This is a genomic window from Paracidovorax avenae ATCC 19860, from assembly GCF_000176855.2.
Lineage (GTDB): Bacteria > Pseudomonadota > Gammaproteobacteria > Burkholderiales > Burkholderiaceae_C > Paracidovorax > Paracidovorax avenae.
Genome location: NC_015138.1, coordinates 3,102,382 through 3,118,869, shown reverse-complemented (window position 1 = coordinate 3,118,869; position 16,488 = coordinate 3,102,382). Strand labels below are relative to the sequence as shown.

The window sequence follows — 16,488 nt, the reverse complement described above, 5'->3', positions numbered from 1 at the left end:
ATTCGAAATTCAGGAAAAGTGTGCGAAACTTCCGTGGATTTACCCCCAACGCCAGCGACTCATAAAGGAGACAGGCATGACTGCTCAGACCGACCCTCAGGCCGGAAAAACCGCGACGTCCACCCCCGACACCGACCAACAGGAAACCCGCGAGTGGATGGACGCACTGTCTGCCGTGATCGACCGCGAAGGTGCTGAGCGGGCCCACTTCCTGCTCGAGCAATTGCTCGAACATGCGCGCCAGAGCAGCATTGACATGCCGTTCTCCGCCAACACCGGCTACGTGAACACGATCGAGCCCAGCCAGGAGGCGCGCTGCCCCGGCAACCTCGAGATCGAAGCCCGCCTGCGCGCCTACATGCGCTGGAACGCCATGGCGATGGTGGTCAAGGCCAACCGCCACCACCCACCCGAAGGCGGTGACCTGGGCGGCCACATCGGTTCCTTCGCCTCGCTGGCCAACATGTTCGGCGCGGGCTTCAACCATTTCTGGCACGCCGAGAGCGAGAACCACGGCGGCGACCTGCTGTACATCCAGGGCCACGTGTCGCCCGGCATCTACGCACGCGCCTACCTGGAAGGCCGCCTGACCGAGGAACAGCTGCTGAACTTCCGCCAGGAAGTGGACGGCAAGGGCCTGTCCAGCTACCCGCACCCCAAGCTGATGCCCGAGTTCTGGCAGTTCCCCACGGTCTCGATGGGCCTGGGCCCGCTGATGGCCATCTACCAGGCCCGTTTCCTGAAGTACCTGCAGGCCCGTGGCATCGCCAACACCGAGAACCGCAAGGTCTGGGTGTTCTGCGGCGACGGCGAGATGGACGAGGTGGAATCCCTGGGCGCCATCGGCCTGGCCGCGCGCGAGAACCTCGACAACCTGATCTTCGTCATCAATTGCAACCTGCAGCGCCTGGACGGCCCGGTGCGCGGCAACGGCAAGATCATCCAGGAGCTGGAGGGCGAATTCCGCGGCTCCGGCTGGAACGTCGTCAAACTTCTGTGGGGCAAGGGCTGGGACGACCTGCTCGCCCGCGACAAGGACGGCGCGCTGCGCAAGATCATGATGGAGTGCAACGACGGGGACTACCAGTCGTTCAAGGCCAATGACGGCGCCTACGTGCGCAAGAACTTCTTCGGCCGCGATCCCCGCACGCTGAAGATGGTCGAGCACATGAGCGACGACGAGATCTGGAACCTGCGCCGTGGCGGCCACGATGCGCAGAAGGTCTATGCGGCCTTCAAGGCCGCCAACGAGCACAAGGGCCAGCCCACGGTGCTGCTGGTGAAGACCGTCAAGGGCTTCGGCATGGGCAAGATCGGCGAGGGCAAGAACACCGTCCACCAGACCAAGAAGCTCGGCGACGAGGACATCAAGGCCTTCCGCGACCGCTTCAACATCCCGATTCCCGACAGCCAGATCGCCGACCTGCCGTTCTACAAGCCGGCCGACGACACCCCGGAAATGAAGTACCTGCACGAGCGCCGCAAGGCCCTTGGCGGCTACCTTCCGCACCGCCGCACGAAGGCCGACGAGAGCTTCACCGTGCCGTCGCTGGAGACCTTCAAGGCCGTGCTCGATCCCACGCCCGAAGGCCGCGAGATCTCGACCACGCAGGCCTACGTGCGCTTCCTCACCCAGTTGCTGCGCGACCAGGCCATCGGCCCGCGCGTGGTGCCCATCCTGGTGGACGAAGCCCGCACCTTCGGCATGGAAGGCCTGTTCCGCCAGATCGGCATCTACAACCCGCACGGCCAGCAGTACACCCCAGTGGACAAGGACCAGGTGATGTACTACCGCGAGGACAAGGCCGGCCAGATCCTGCAGGAAGGCATCAACGAGGCCGGCGGCATGTCCAGCTGGATCGCCGCGGCCACGTCATACAGCACGAACAACCGGATCATGATCCCGTTCTACGTGTATTACTCGATGTTCGGCTTCCAGCGCATCGGCGACCTGGCCTGGGCGGCCGGCGACATGCAGGCGCGGGGCTTCCTGCTGGGTGGCACGTCGGGCCGCACCACGCTGAACGGCGAAGGCCTGCAGCACGAGGACGGCCACAGCCACATCCTGGCCAACACGATTCCGAACTGCATCAGCTACGACCCGACCTTCGCGCACGAGGTCGCCGTCATCATGCACGACGGCCTGAAGCGCATGGTCGAGCGCCAGGAAAACGTCTTCTACTACCTGACGCTGCTCAACGAGAACTACGCCATGCCCGGCCTGCAGCCTGGCACGGAAGAGCAGATCATCAAGGGCATGTACCTCTGCAAACAGGCGCCGGCCCTCAAGAAGGGCGCGCCCGCCGTGCAGCTGCTGGGCAGCGGCACGATCCTGCGCGAATCGTTCGTCGCCCAGGAACTGCTGGAGAAGGACTGGGGCGTGGCCGCATCCGTGTGGAGCTGCCCGAGCTTCAACGAGCTGACGCGCGACGGCCAGGAGGCGGAGCGCTGGAACCTGCTGCATCCCACGGAAACCCCGCGCACGTCGTTCGTGGAGGAGCAGCTCGGCAAGACCGAAGGCCCGGTGATCGCTTCCACCGACTACATGAAGGCGTATGCCGAGCAGATCCGTCCGTTCGTGCCCAAGGGCCGTACGTACAAGGTGCTGGGCACCGACGGCTTCGGCCGCAGCGACTTCCGCCGCAAGCTGCGCGAGCACTTCGAGGTGGACCGCCACTACATCGTCGTGGCCGCGCTCAAGGCCCTGGCCGAGGACGGCAAGCTGCCCGCCGCCAAGGTGGCCGAGGCCATCCAGAAGTACGGCATCCAGGCCGACAAGGTGAACCCGCTCCACGCCTGACCCCACCGGAGACAACACAAATGGCACTGATTGACATCAAGGTCCCGGATATCGGGGATTTCGACGCCGTCGGCGTGATCGAACTGCTGGTGAAGCCCGGCGACACGGTGAAGGCCGAGCAGTCGCTCATCACCGTGGAGTCCGACAAGGCTTCCATGGAGATCCCTTCCAGCCACGCCGGCGTGGTGAAGGAGGTCAAGGTCAAGGTCGGCGACCAGGTGAGCGAAGGCTCCGTGATCGTGGTGGTCGAGGCCGAAGGCGAGGGCGCGCAGCCCGCCGCCGCACCCGCTGCGAAAGCGGACGCACCTGCTCCCGCCCCGGCCACTGCATCCGCTCCGGCACCGGCTGCGCCCGCACCCGCCCCGGCGGCTGCGGGTCCGATCGATGTGAAGGTGCCGGACATCGGCGACTTCAAGGACGTGGCGGTGATCGAACTGCTGGTGAAGCCCGGCGATACGGTCAAGGAAGAGCAGTCGCTTTTCACCGTGGAATCCGACAAGGCTTCGATGGAGATCCCGTCGCCCGCCGCCGGCGTGGTGAAGGAACTGAAGATCAAGATCGGCGACAAGGTGAACGTGGGTGACCTCGTGGCCGTGCTGGAAGGCGCCGTCGGAGCCCCGTCGGCTGCACCCGCCGCAGCACCGGTGGATCGTCCGGCACCCCAGTCCGAACCCGACGCGCGCGCTCCCCGCCAACTGCCGGCCGAGGAGGCCGCTCCGCAGGCCGGCGCCACGGCTGCCTCTGCTCCGGCGCCTGCTCCGCATGCCCCGGGCGCCGCGCCCATCGGCCTGCCGCATGCATCTCCCTCGGTGCGCAAGTTCGCCCGCGAACTGGGCGTGCCGCTGGAAGAGATCAAGGGTTCCGGCCCCAAGGGCCGCATCACGCAGGAGGACGTCCAGGCCTTCACCAGGCAGGTGATGGCGGGCGGCGTGCAGACCAAGGCCCAGGCGGCCAAGGCGCCTGCCGGCGGCGGCTCCGGCGTTGGCATGGACCTGCTGCCCTGGCCGAAGGTGGACTTCTCCAAGTTCGGCGGCGTGGAGCGCAAGGACCTCTCGCGCATCAAGAAGATCAGCGGCGCCAACCTGCACCGCAACTGGGTGATGATCCCCCACGTCACCAACAACGACGAGGCCGACATCACCGAGCTGGAAGCCTTCCGCGTCTCCACCAACAAGGAGAACGAGAAGTCCGGCGTGAAGGTGACGATGCTCGCCTTCGTGATCAAGGCCGTGGTGGCCGCGCTCAAGAAGTTCCCCGAGTTCAACACCAGCCTGGACGGCGACACGCTCGTCTACAAGCAGTACTTCCACATCGGCTTCGCGGCGGACACGCCCAACGGCCTGGTGGTGCCCGTGCTCAAGGATGCCGACAAGAAGGGCATCCTGCAGATCAGCCAGGAAATGGGTGAGCTCGCCAAGAAGGCCCGCGACGGCAAGCTCGGCGCGGCCGACATGCAGGGCGGTTGCTTCTCGATCTCGTCGCTCGGGGGCATCGGTGGCACGCACTTCACGCCCATCATCAACGCACCCGAAGTGGCCATCCTGGGCCTCTCGAAGGGCCAGATGAAGCCGGTGTGGGATGGCAAGCAGTTCGTGCCGCGCCTGGTGCTGCCGCTGTCGCTCTCCTACGACCACCGCGTGATCGATGGCGCATCTGCCGCGCGCTTCAACGCCTACCTGGGCCAGGTGTTGGCGGACTACCGCCGCATCCTGCTGTGAAAGGAAACCCGACATGGCAGTGATCGACATCAAGGTGCCCGACATCGGTGATTTTTCCGAAGTGGGCGTGATCGAAGTGCTGGTGAAAGCCGGCGACACCATCAAGGTGGAACAGAGCCTCATCACCGTCGAATCCGACAAGGCATCGATGGAAATCCCGTCGAGCCATGCCGGCGTCGTCAAGGAGGTGAAGGTGAAGGTCGGCGACAAGGTCGCCGAAGGTTCGGTGGTGCTGACGCTGGAAGCCGCCGATGCGGCTGCCGCTCCGGCACCGTCCCCGGGGCCCGCATCCGCACCCGCACCCGCGGCGCCCGCCCAGGCTGCCGCGCCGGCCCCCAAGGCGGCAGCTGCCCCGGCTCCGGTCGCGGCGAGCTTCGGTGGCAATGCCGACCTCGAGTGCGACGTGCTCGTGCTGGGTGGTGGCCCTGGCGGCTACAGCGCGGCCTTCCGGGCTGCCGACCTGGGCCTGAAGGTCGTCATCGTGGAGCGCTATGCCACCCTGGGCGGCGTCTGCCTGAACGTGGGCTGCATCCCGTCCAAGGCGCTGCTGCACGTGGCAGCCGTCATCGACGAGGCCAGCCACCTGAAGGCGGCCGGCATCGATTTCGGTACGCCCCAGGTCAACGTGGACACCCTGCGCGGGCACAAGGAAAAGGTCATCGGCAAGCTGACCGGCGGCCTGGCCGCCATGGCCAAGATGCGCAAGGTGACCACCGTGCGCGGCGTGGGTCAGTTCGTGGGCGCCAACCACCTCGAAGTGGAGGAAACCACGGGCGCCAAGGGCCAGGAGAAGACGGGCAGCAAGAAGGTCGTGGCCTTCAAGCGCGCGATCATCGCCGCCGGCTCGCAGGCCGTGCACCTGCCGTTCATGCCCCGGGACCCGCGCGTGGTGGATTCCACCGGCGCGCTGGAACTCAAGGAAGTGCCGAAGCGCATGCTGATCCTGGGTGGCGGCATCATCGGCCTGGAAATGGGCACCGTCTATTCCACCCTGGGTGCACGCCTGGACGTGGTCGAGATGATGGATGGCCTGATGCAGGGCGCGGACCGCGACCTGGTCAAGGTGTGGCAGAAGATGAATGCCCACCGCTTCGACAACATCATGCTCAAGACCAAGACGGTAGGGGCCGAGGCCACGCCCGAAGGCATCAAGGTCACTTTCGCCGCCGCGGAAGAGGGCGGCAAGGCGCCCGAGCCGCAGGTCTATGACCTGGTGCTGCAGGCCGTGGGCCGCACGCCCAACGGCAGGAAGATCGGCGCCGACAATGCCGGCGTGGCCGTGACCGACCGCGGCTTCATCGACGTGGACGTGCAGATGCGCACCAACGTGCCGCACATCTTCGCCATCGGCGACATCGTGGGCCAGCCCATGCTGGCGCACAAGGCGGTGCACGAGGCGCATGTGGCGGCCGAAGTGATTGCCGGCGAACTCACGGGCGACAAGGCGCTGGCCTCGGCAGCGTTCAACGCCCGCGTGATCCCGAGCGTGGCCTACACCGACCCCGAAGTCGCCTGGGTGGGCCTGACCGAGGACCAGGCCAAGGCCCAAGGCATCAAGGTGAAGAAGGGCCTGTTCCCCTGGACGGCTTCCGGCCGTGCCATCGCCAATGGCCGTGACGAGGGCTACACCAAGCTGCTGTTCGACGATTCGCCCGAGGCCCATGGCCACGGCAGGATCCTGGGCGGCGGCATCGTGGGCACCCATGCGGGTGACATGATCGGCGAGATCGCCCTGGCGATCGAGATGGGTGCGGACGCCGTGGACATCGGCAAGACCATCCACCCACACCCGACGCTGGGCGAGAGCATCGGCATGGCGGCGGAGATCGCGCACGGCTCCTGCACGGATGTGCCGCCGCAGAAGAAGTGAAGCCTGGAGCGTCGCGGCAGATACCGTGGCGCGTTCCGGAAAGCAGGGCGGCTCCGGCCGCCTTTTTCATTGGGAGCCGCCCTGTGGCCGAACCTGCTCGGGCCTCGGGCGAACTTGTCTGTCGCAGGAGATCGATGGGCTGAAGGCTGCGCGCATTGCCTTCTCGTCAAGACCGTCGCACGGGCAGGCCATCGGGAGCTGGAAATACGCATTCACTTGATGAATTTCATGGCCTCATCGATCACCAACTGCGCGCCTTTGTTGGACAGGTGATCGTCGTCGTAATAAAGCACCTCGTTTCCGATTTGCGTGACGCATCTGCCTGGAATGAGGGTGTCGCAGAATATCTTGTCCGGCCTGACGCGGATGAGGTTTTTCCTGTCGGGTATGGAGTCAAGTGTCGCTATGGCCGATTCATTCCTGGCTGCGAAGGAGGCATGGGAGGTGGTGAGGGGGGCGGCTTCCCTGCCATTGAATAATGATTTCTTGAGCTGGGTGACTGGCACATCCCACCCGACTTCCGGGATCGGGTAGATGATGATTACTTTTTTTCCGGATTGCAAGAGTTCTTCAATGGATGCGCGGTAATGCTGTTTTATTAATGATTTTCTTTCCGGCTCGTCGCTGGATTTCTTTTTGCCATTGACGACGACATCGACGAAACCATGCTCTCCATCTTCGATGCCACCTTCGCCATTGTCGTATTTTTTTCTTTCTAGGTATTGGGTCCATCTGGCTGATAGTATGACGTAATGGATGTTCTTGTTCTCTAGAAGAAATTTATACGTCTGCTGATTGTATTCAAAGCACCTGTTCGCCAAAGAGGTGTCTGCTCTGTAGATGCCTCGTATCGGTGGGCATCCACTGTAGGTAAGACTGAGGAATCCGATATTCTTCAACTTCAGTTCTTTCTCCAACTCAAAAGAAATGGCGTCAGCATGCGAGTCTCCAAGCAGTGCGCCTTGCAGATTTCTGGCGTCTCCCAGTATGCACGAATCCTGAGGTCGGGGAAATGTTGCCGCTCCGAAGTGGCATTCGGATTGTCTGGGATTCCTGTCGTTGATGGCAGAAAGGAATGGAGATGAGCTGGCAGGCAATCTCTGTGGGAATCCATCTGCGATATATCCGCAAACCCCCATAATGATGAAGAATGAGCTTCCGATGGCAGCATGAATGAATGTTTTCCTGCGGCTTCCGGGGCGCTGGGCTCTGAATGGCGTCTCGATGTATTTCCAGCTGATAAACCCAAGCAGGATGGACAGGAGGGTCAGCATTCCAAGCGTATAAATGCCTGGCTCGCTCATGCTCCTCAATCTCGCAAAGGCAAACAATGGCTGATGCCACAAGTATGCACTGTAGCTGACCAAGCCGATACCAACGAAAAACCTGCCTCCCAGCAGTCTTCCGACAAGGTTTCGCTGGCTCGAGAAAGCCAGGATGAGGGCAGCCCCTGTTGTGGGCAAGAGCGAGTACAGGCTGGGAGATGGAGTGTTTTCGTGGGATGAGAATATTGAATAAAGCACCAGTGCCAGCCCGCTCAGGCTGGCACATTCACTCATCGCATGGCCGGCTGGAGCGGAAGCATTTTTGTGTTTTGCATGCAATGATATCAATGCGCCAATAAGTATTTCAAACCCACGTGTCGGGAGCAGGTAGAATGTGAAAGACGGATGTGTTACCGCTCCCCATTGGGCGAGGAGCGTGCTGGCGACGACGGCCAGGAGAAGGAGGGATATAATCCATTTTTTGCCCAGTTTCCATGTCAGCATCAGGAAGGCGGGGAAAAGGATGTAGAACTGTTCTTCAACGGCCAGGCTCCACGTATGCAATAAAGGATTGAGCTTGGATGCTGCGCCAAAGTAACCGCTTGTCGGGTAGAAAAGAATATTGGAGACAAAAAGAGGGACAGCCACCAGGCTTTCCGAGAAGATTTTCAATTCGCGTGGCAGCATCCAAAACCACGCGAATGGAAGCGTGCACAGCATCATGAAGAAGAGGGCAGGAAGTATTCTTCGGATCCTGCGTTCGTAAAAACTAGACAAGGAGAACGTACCCTTGTCCATCTCTTCGACGATGATGGTGGTGATCAGGTAGCCGCTGATGACGAAGAAGATATCTACGCCTACAAATCCGCCACTGAATGCGGTAAATCCTGCATGGAAGAGGATGACAGGCAGAACGGCCAATGCCCTTAATCCATCTATTTCCTTCCTGTATTCCATCTGGCGGCAATCCTGTTAAGGCCTGGAAGCTTTCAAAGCAGCATGGCGGGCAATCACGCGCGTATTATGGCAAACGAGCGGTGAGGATTGGTGCGGATATCCGCGAAGACGGATGCCGCCGGGAAAGTCCGTAGAAATGAGGGACGGATTTTCAGAAAAGGAAAGCAGCGACGCCGTGCATGTATGCGCTTCTCTTGCGCGGCAAGGGCTTCGAGCCGGCCGGGCCCGCACGCGGTAGCCATCCCCCGGTGCGGAACGGGCGCTTCACGCCTCCGGACCCGCCGCAGGCGCCGCCTATGATGCTTGCGCATATCGCTTCCCCGGAGACAACCACCCATGCGCACTCGCCACTGCCTTCCCGCCTTGCTTCTGGCCCTTTGCGGTGCCGCCTCGGCCGCCTGGCCCGAGCGGCCCATCACCCTGGTCGTTCCCTTCCCCCCGGGCCAGGCCACGGACATCTTCGCGCGTGCCCTCGCGGAAAAGCTGGGCACCCGCCTGGGGCAGCCGCTGGTGGTGGACAACAAGGCGGGCGCCGGCAGCAACATCGGTACCGAGCAGGTGGTGCGTTCCAGGCCCGATGGCTACACGCTGGTGATGGCGGGCAGCGCCATGGCGGTGAACCAGACGCTCTACCGCAAGGTGAATTTCGACCCGCGCAAGGACCTGCAGGGCATCAGCCTGGTGGCCAAGGTGCCGCTGGTGTTCCTGGCCAACCCGGCGTCCGGCATCCGCAGCATGCAGGACCTGGTGGCCCGCGCGCGCGCGGAGCCCGGCAAGCTGAGCTATGCGAGCGCGGGCATCGGCGGCACGCAGCACCTGAGCGCGGAGATGGTGAAGGCGCGTGCCCGCATCGAGATCGAACACATCCCGTACAAGGGCAGCGGTCCCGCGCAGTCCGACTTCCTGGGTGGACAGGTACCTCTGATGGTGGATTCGGTCACGGCGGGTCTGGCCAACATCCAGGCGGGCAAGGCCGTGCCGCTGGGTGTGACCTCCGCCACGCGCTCCAGCCAGCTGCCCCAGGTGCCCACGATCGCCGAGAGCGGCCTGCCGGAGTTCAAGGGCTTCGAGGCCGTGGGCTGGCTCGGGCTGATGGCGCCCAAGGGCACGCCCCGGCCCGTCGTGGACCGACTGAACCGCGAGGTGGTCGACATCCTGAACAGTCCGGACATGCAGAAATTCATCCGTGACCGCGGCTCCGAGCCCGCGCCGACCACGCCCGAGGCGATGGACCAGTTCGTCGCCAGCGAGATCGTGGAGTGGGGCAAGGCGGTGAAGCAGTCCGGGGCCTCGGTCGATTGACGGTGGCTGATCGGGCAAGTGCCGGGCGGTGCCTCGGCACCTGCCCGGCACGGGGAACGCCGCCTGGCGGACCTTCTCAGGGAGTTTCCTTGCCGGGTGCCTCCGGCATGTGCGCTTGCAGTTGGCGCAGTGCACTGGAGAGCCGCTGCGACCGTGCCGTGGCTGCCGGACTTTCCGCCTGTGCTGTTTCGATGTCGGCCTCGATGGCCGCCTGCGCACGCTGCGCAAGTGCATGCCACGCGGGCGGGTCCAGCAACCGGTGCGCAGCCTGCAGCAGATCCATGCCGGGAGCGTAGGCGGCCGCGAGCTTGCGTACGGAGTTCAGCGCGAAAGGGGGGCATGCGAGGGCCTGGATGGCCACCGATCGGGCCACTGGGCGTGGTGAGTGTCCCTTGTCGCCATGCCGCCATGTCCACACGGCAGTCCATGCCGCAAAGAAGTAGATCATCCCTGCGGCAGCCAGTTGCACGGCCTCGCCAGGCCACACGAAAAGCGCTGATGGCAGCAGCAGGAACAGCGACGCGCCCAGCCCGTAGAGCGGCAGCACGAAATGGCGGAAGCTGTCGGCATGGGCCTGGAGGCGCCGAACCGCAGCGGCGTCGCCCGGCAGCCGGACCTGGTCCGGTTGCCAGCGCAGCTGGTACACGGGCTGGTGCGGAGACAACAGCGCAGGCCAGGCCAGATAGGCCCAGCGGACTTCGAAGCCCTGGGTGGCCAGCATGCCGCGCCAGCACGTGCGGCGGGGACGGCGTACCAGTCCGGCGCCTTCGGCCAGGGGCACGCAGGCGTCATACGCATAGAACGCGCAGATGGCCAGCATGACCTGCGCCTCGGGACTGATCAGCGGGAACACGGCAGTTTTTCAGACATCGGTGCTGCAATAAGCGGGAATAAGCGGGAACGGGACGCAGGGCCCGCCCCTTGCCGCTTCAGGCGTCTTTCTTGCGGCCGAAGAGCTTGCCGATGCCCGCCAGCAGGCCGGCCGCCCCGGCCAGCAGCAGCTTCCAGAACCCGGCGATGAAGCCGCCGATCACGGCCCACAGACCCTTTTTCGTGGCGACTGCGGCAGCGCCCCCCAGTACGAGAGCGCCCAGCCCGATCTGGGCGATCTTGTCGCCGTTCCTGAATTCGGCATAGGACTGGCCGCTGTTGTACTTGAAGCCGGTGAGCACCTGCTTGAATTCCTCGGTGTCCTGGGCGAGGGCATCGGGATCGGAAACGAGGACGGCGCTCATCACCCCAGTGCGCCCGAGAATGCGCGAGGTGTAGTTGATGGCTTTGTGGCCGCTTTCGTCGCGCAGGCGCAGGCCCCATTCCAGCCGCTTGCTCTGCGTGTCGTAATGCGGCTCGACCTGCCAGCCTTCCGTGTAGAGGGCCTCCATTCCCAGCTTCTTGCGTTGCTTGTTGCTCTGCACATCCGATGCCTTCATGGAGGACAGCAGTTCCGCGGCATTGATCTTCTCGTCGTCCTTGACGTAGCCGGTATCGTCGAAGGAGAACACGGCGAACCATTTCAGCGTGCCGGGCGCGATCAGGTAGTGGTCGGGTGACGGCGGGTTTCCGTAGAGTTCCAGCAGCTTGGCCGTGTCCTGTTCGCCCAGGAAGCGGTAGCCGCCTGGAATCCGGATCGTAGCCTGGCTGCCGATCTCGCCTTGCCCCTGGTCGATCCAGTGCAGCGCTTTCACTTTTGCCTCGATCTGCGCCTGCCGGTCCGATTCCGTGCCTTGCGCCCAGGCACCGATGGACAGGCCAATACCCATGATGGCCGCGGCCAACGTTTTTTTCATTGCTCTTCCCCTGTTATGGATTGGTTTTGGATGAGGGCGGCTCTTCGGAGCCGCTCCGTGGAACAGGCCGTGTCGGCCCGCGCCGCCAGCACTGTATCCGGTATGGCATGGCCGACTGCAGCGTTGTGTATCGCGCCCGTCCGCCATGGCCGCGGTAGCGCCTGCCGGATGCCGCGCTGCAGCGATATGAAAATGCTAGCGGTCCATCAAGGCAAAATCGATGCCCCAGCCACTTTTGCACCGGAACGCACTGCGCTTTCAGCGCGCGGCGAGCGACCGCCCCCTCCTTGATGGAACCCCTGCTGCATGCCATCGCCCACATGGCTCCGGGCCCGGACGCCCGGCGCATCTTCCACGGCCGGGGCGGCCTGTACCCGGGTTGCGAGCACTGGTCGCTGGATGCATATCCACCCGCCTTCGTGCTCACCAGCTTCCTGCCGATGGAAGAGGACGCCCTGGCCGCCATCGGTGCGGCGCTGCAGGCCCGCTGGGCGCAGATCGCTCCCGGGGAACCGTTGTGCTGGGTGTTCCAGTGCAGGTCTCCGGGAAAGACCGAAACGCGCCTGATGGCTGGCGAGGTGTCGGAGCCGCATGTGGTCACGGAGCAGGGCGCGCGCTATCGCGTGCATGTGCTGCGGGGCCAGAACCATGGCCTGTTCCTCGACATGGCCGAGGGCCGGCGCTGGGTGCGCGAATACGTGGCGGCGCGCCGGGCCGCCGATGGGCTCGGGCCGCGGGTGCTGAATCTTTTTGCCTACACCTGCGCTTTCTCCGTCGCGGCTTTGCAGGGCGGGGCGGTGCAGGTGGTCAACGTGGACATGGGGCAGGGCGCGATCTCCATCGGCCAGCAGAACCACCGGCTCAACGGGCTGGAGCAGGGCGCGAGTTTCCTGGCGCACGACGTGTTCACCAGCTGGGGCAAGATCGGCCGCGGCGGGCCCTATGACCTGGTCATCACCGATCCGCCGAGCTACCAGAAGGGCAGCTTCGTCGCGACGAAGGACTACGCGCGGCTCATGCGGCGCCTGCCCGGCCTGCTCGCACCCGGAGGGCATGCGCTGTTGTGCCTGAACGCGCCCGAACTGGGCACTGATTTCCTGCTGGGCCAGATGCGCGAGCAGGCGCCGGAACTGCGCTGGGTGGAGCGGGTCGCGAATCCGGCGGTGTTCGCGGACGTGGATGCCGAGCGGTCGCTCAAGGTGATGGTGTTCGCGCTGGATTGATCCGCCATCGGCGGGACCGTCAGTCCGTGCCGGCTTTCAGGCGGAAGATGGCGCCTTCGAAGGTGCCGCGCACCGTGCAGGACGGGACGCCGGCACCGGCGCCATCGGGGGCCATGTCCAGCCGGTAGCTGCCGGTTGCCACGGCACGGGCGCTCACCTGCCCATCCTTCGGAATCGTGCGGACCTCGGAGATGCGCAGTTCGCCCGTCCGGACGGCCCACGGCGGGGCGGGCTCGCGGAAGACGACCGCCGATCCGGTGCCGGGCTGTCGTTGTGTGCGGTCGGCACCGGATTCGGCGGCCAGCCGGAAAGTGCCTGCCAGTGATGCGATCTGGCCCGGACGCAGCTGGCCGGGCGAAGCCGTGAGATGGAATTGCACGCCCGTGGCTGCCGGCACGGCCTGATGTCCGGCGGGAATGCGCAATGCGATGACCAGTTCGTCGTCTCCGTCGAGCTGGGCTGCGTAGAGCGTGTCCCATCGGGTGTCGGTGTCCTCCCAGCGTTGAGGGACTCCGCACAGATGGATCGAGAAGCGGCTGGGGGCCGGCGGGGCATCGCATGCGGGAAGGGCGGCCAGAGGAAGGCTGGCCAGCATGCCGCGCAGTGCCCGGCGCGCGGGGTGTCGGGTCGGCTTCATGGGAACCAGCCTAGCAGGAACGACTCCCATCCGCAGGATGGTGGGGCCGCTTTCGCGGACCCGGTACCATCGCGCTCGCGGAATGTGCATCGGCAGCGTTGCCGTGCATGTCCCTTCCGCCGGGCCCGTCTGCCGCGATGCCGCGCCAGGCCGGCCCAACGCCCGCCCGCTGCGCCAATGGGTTTTTACCTCCTGACCGTGTGATTGCTTCCCTGCTCGCTTCCCTGCGCTCCTGGTTGTCCAGCGGGCCGTTTTCCTCGCTGGCCCGCCGTGCCGGCGCCGCGCTGCGCTGGTTCCTCGCCCGGCGGCCGGCCCGGATGCTGCTGTGGGCGCTGGCCGCCGTGCCGGCGGCGCTGGTGGTCTATACGCTGCTGCTCTGGCCCTTCACGCCCGCGATCAGCGACATCCGCAAAGCCAAGACCGAACAGCCGGCCCAGCTCGTGTCGGCCGACGGCCGCCTGCTGGCCGAGTACCGCTGGGTGAACCGGGAATGGGTGGCGCTGGAAGACATCGCACCGTCGGTGGTGGATGCGCTGATCGCTACCGAAGACCACCGCTTCTACGACCACTTCGGGCTGGACTGGCGGCGCACCGGTTCGGCCCTGATCCGCACCCTGGGGGGCGACAAGCAGGGCGGATCGACGATCACGCAGCAGCTTGCACGCAATCTCTACCCCGAGGACGTGGGCCGCGCCCCCACGCTGACGCGCAAGCTCAAGGAAGCGATCACGGCATTGAAGATCGAGGCGCTGTATTCCAAGGACGAAATCCTGGAAACCTATCTCAACACGGTGCCTTTCCTCTACAACGCCTATGGCATCGAGATGGCGGCGCGTACCTATTTCGACAAGTCGGCCGACAAGCTCACGGTGCTGGAGAGCGCGACGCTCATCGGCATGCTGAAGGGCACGAGCTACTACAACCCGGTACTGAATCCGGAGCGGGCCCAGGCGCGGCGCAACGTGGTGCTGGCGCAGATGGAAAAGCGCGGCAAGCTGTCGTCCAGGGATTTCGAGACCCTGTCGAAGCGGCCCCTGCGCATCCGGTTCGAGCGCCAGCTGGAGGCCGCGGGCCCGGCACCCCACCTGGCCCAGCAACTGCGCAAGCAGCTCATCGACTGGGCCGACCGCAATGGATACAGCCTGTACGCTGACGGCCTGGTGATCCGCACGACCATCGATTTCCGGTTGCAGACCCTGGCCAACCAGGCGGTGGCCCGGCAGGGCCGCCAGCTGCAATCCGTTGCCGACGGGGCGTGGGGGCCGCGGGTCTGGAATGCCAGGAGTCCCCTGGTGCAGGCGTTCGTGCGGGAGTCGCCCCAGTATGCCGCTGCCGTGGCGAAGGGCGCGTCCGAGGACGACGCCCTCAAGTCCCTGCTGGCGGATACGGACTTCATGCGCAAGCTGCGCCAGGAAAAGACCCGCGTGCAGGCGGGCTTCCTGGCAATGGATCCCCGCTCCGGCCAGATCCGCGCGTGGGTGGGCAGCCGTGATTTCGCGCAGGATCCGTTCGACCACGTGCAGGCGGCGCGGCGGCAGCCGGGCTCGACCTTCAAGCCCTTCGTCTATGGAGCTGCCTTCGCCAAGGGAGCGCTGCCTACCGATATGCTGATCGACCAGGCCGTGGAGATTCCGCTGGGTGGCGGCCGTGTATGGCGCCCCACGGACGAAGGCGCCGCGCCGAGCGGCGAGCCGATGACGCTGAGCGACGGGCTGGCCTATTCCAAGAACACGATCACGGCGCAGCTGATGCAGCAGGTCGGACCGGAACGCGTGGTCGACCTGGCGCGCGCCATGGGGGTGCGGGAATCCCCGCTGGATGCCGTGCCGTCCCTGGCGCTGGGCACAAGCCCTGTCACGCTCAAGGAAATGGTGGCGGCGTACGGAACCATCGCCGAAGCGGGCCGCTACATCGCACCCACGGTCATCACGCGCATCGAGGACAAGAACGGCAAGGTGCTGGAAGACTTCAGCCCGGCCGCCCCGGAGCGCGTGCTGGGGCTGGGGCCCGCGCAGATGCTGCGCAATGCGTTGCGCGCCGTGGTGGACAAGGGCACGGGCGCCGCCATCCGGTCGCGCTACGGCATCACCGCGGACGTTGCGGGCAAGACCGGCACGACGCAGGACGCCGCGGACGGATGGTTCCTGCTCATGCATCCGCAACTGGTGGCGGGCGCCTGGGCCGGCTTCAACGACGGGCGCGTGACGTTGCGCAGCGACTACTGGGGGCAGGGCGCGCACAGCGCGCTGCCGATGGTCGGCGACGTCTTCCAGCAGGCCCTGCGCTCGCGCGTGATCGACCCCGGAGAGAAATTCATCGACCAGGAGGAAAGCACCTGGGTCGGCCAGGCGGTGGACGGCGTGCGGCAGTGGGCACTTTCCGTCTATGACCTGTTCGGGCGGCGCACCGATGCGCAGGCGGGTGGACCGGGCACGGAGCCGCCGGCGAGGGCGCCTGCGCCGCCTTCCAGTGCACCGGCCAGCGCACCCGCGGATACGCGGCCCGAGATCACCGAGGCGCCATTGACGCCGCTGCAGGATGCTACGCCCAGCGTGCCGTATGTTCCCCCGGCAGAGGTGGACCTGCCCGCGGAAAACGGGGGCTCTGCGCCGCCCTCGGCCAACCCGGGCGGCAACGGAGCGCTGCCGCCCGTGACCACCGACCCGCCCGGGTCCACGGTACCGGGCACTGCGCCCGGGGGCGTGCCCGGGCCGTCCGGTGGTGCGGGTGGCTCGAACAGTCCGAATAATCCAAATGTTCCGAATGGTGCCGGTGGAGCCGGTGGAGCCGGTGGAGCCGGTGGAGCCGGTGCTGCGTCCAGCGTCGAGGTGGCTCCCGTCCAGCGCGGCACGGTCGTTCCGGGGGGAGCGCAGCAACCGTTCTTCGTCGAATCGCGCCCCTGAGGGTTCCGCAGGGCGGATCGGTGCCG

Annotated in this window: 10 protein-coding genes; 6 read left to right on the top strand and 4 right to left on the bottom strand. The window is 65.2% G+C overall.

Translation table 11 applies throughout. The features are described 5' to 3' along the window. Positions 1-76 precede the first annotated feature (76 nt). From aceE to lpdA, 3 genes are read left to right on the top strand one after another with little or no spacing between them, the layout of a single operon-like run. Positions 77-2,800, top strand: a complete 2,724-nt coding sequence (aceE, locus tag ACAV_RS13640; protein ID WP_013595160.1) for a pyruvate dehydrogenase (acetyl-transferring), homodimeric type — start codon at positions 77-79, stop codon at positions 2,798-2,800. A 20-nt stretch (positions 2,801-2,820) separates the two neighbouring features. Continuing rightward, the gene (aceF, locus tag ACAV_RS13635) at positions 2,821-4,518 is read left to right on the top strand and encodes a dihydrolipoyllysine-residue acetyltransferase (RefSeq protein ID WP_013595159.1); all 1,698 of its coding nucleotides are present in this window, start codon (positions 2,821-2,823) and stop codon (positions 4,516-4,518) included. 13 nt (positions 4,519-4,531) lie between these two features. Further along, entirely contained in the window at positions 4,532-6,388 is a 1,857-nt protein-coding gene (gene lpdA, locus ACAV_RS13630; RefSeq protein WP_013595158.1) for a dihydrolipoyl dehydrogenase, read from the top strand. Positions 6,389-6,600: 212 nt separating this feature from the next. Here the strand turns inward: lpdA and ACAV_RS24130 are convergent, their stop codons facing one another. After that, positions 6,601-8,610, bottom strand: a complete 2,010-nt coding sequence (locus ACAV_RS24130; protein WP_013595157.1) for an acyltransferase family protein — start codon at positions 8,608-8,610, stop codon at positions 6,601-6,603. Positions 8,611-8,946: 336 nt separating this feature from the next. Here ACAV_RS24130 and ACAV_RS13620 point away from each other — a divergent pair, with 336 nt between their 5' ends. After that, complete coding sequence (locus ACAV_RS13620; RefSeq protein ID WP_013595156.1) at positions 8,947-9,912, top strand: tripartite tricarboxylate transporter substrate binding protein; 966 nt, start codon at positions 8,947-8,949, stop codon at positions 9,910-9,912. Between the two features lie 76 nt (positions 9,913-9,988). Here the strand turns inward: ACAV_RS13620 and ACAV_RS13615 are convergent, their stop codons facing one another. Together ACAV_RS13615 and ACAV_RS13610 are read right to left on the bottom strand one after the other, a co-directional pair. Further along, positions 9,989-10,765: a hypothetical protein gene (locus ACAV_RS13615; protein WP_013595155.1), complete on the bottom strand. Its 777-nt coding sequence runs from the start codon at positions 10,763-10,765 to the stop codon at positions 9,989-9,991. A 76-nt stretch (positions 10,766-10,841) separates the two neighbouring features. Next, the gene (locus tag ACAV_RS13610; RefSeq protein WP_013595154.1) at positions 10,842-11,699 is read right to left on the bottom strand and encodes a DUF2167 domain-containing protein; all 858 of its coding nucleotides are present in this window, start codon (positions 11,697-11,699) and stop codon (positions 10,842-10,844) included. 290 nt (positions 11,700-11,989) lie between these two features. On the opposite strand from ACAV_RS13610, the gene ACAV_RS13605 reads away from it, so the two are divergent. Further along, complete coding sequence (locus ACAV_RS13605; protein ID WP_013595153.1) at positions 11,990-12,922, top strand: class I SAM-dependent methyltransferase; 933 nt, start codon at positions 11,990-11,992, stop codon at positions 12,920-12,922. 19 nt (positions 12,923-12,941) lie between these two features. On the opposite strand, the gene ACAV_RS13600 is transcribed toward ACAV_RS13605, so the two are convergent. Beyond that, positions 12,942-13,559 (bottom strand): hypothetical protein, encoded by a 618-nt coding sequence (locus ACAV_RS13600; RefSeq protein WP_013595152.1) that lies wholly within the window; start codon positions 13,557-13,559, stop codon positions 12,942-12,944. Between the two features lie 317 nt (positions 13,560-13,876). Here ACAV_RS13600 and ACAV_RS13595 point away from each other — a divergent pair, with 317 nt between their 5' ends. Then, a complete protein-coding gene (locus tag ACAV_RS13595; protein ID WP_041829216.1) occupies positions 13,877-16,462 on the top strand; it encodes a penicillin-binding protein 1A in 2,586 nt (861 codons plus the stop codon). Positions 16,463-16,488 lie beyond the last annotated feature (26 nt).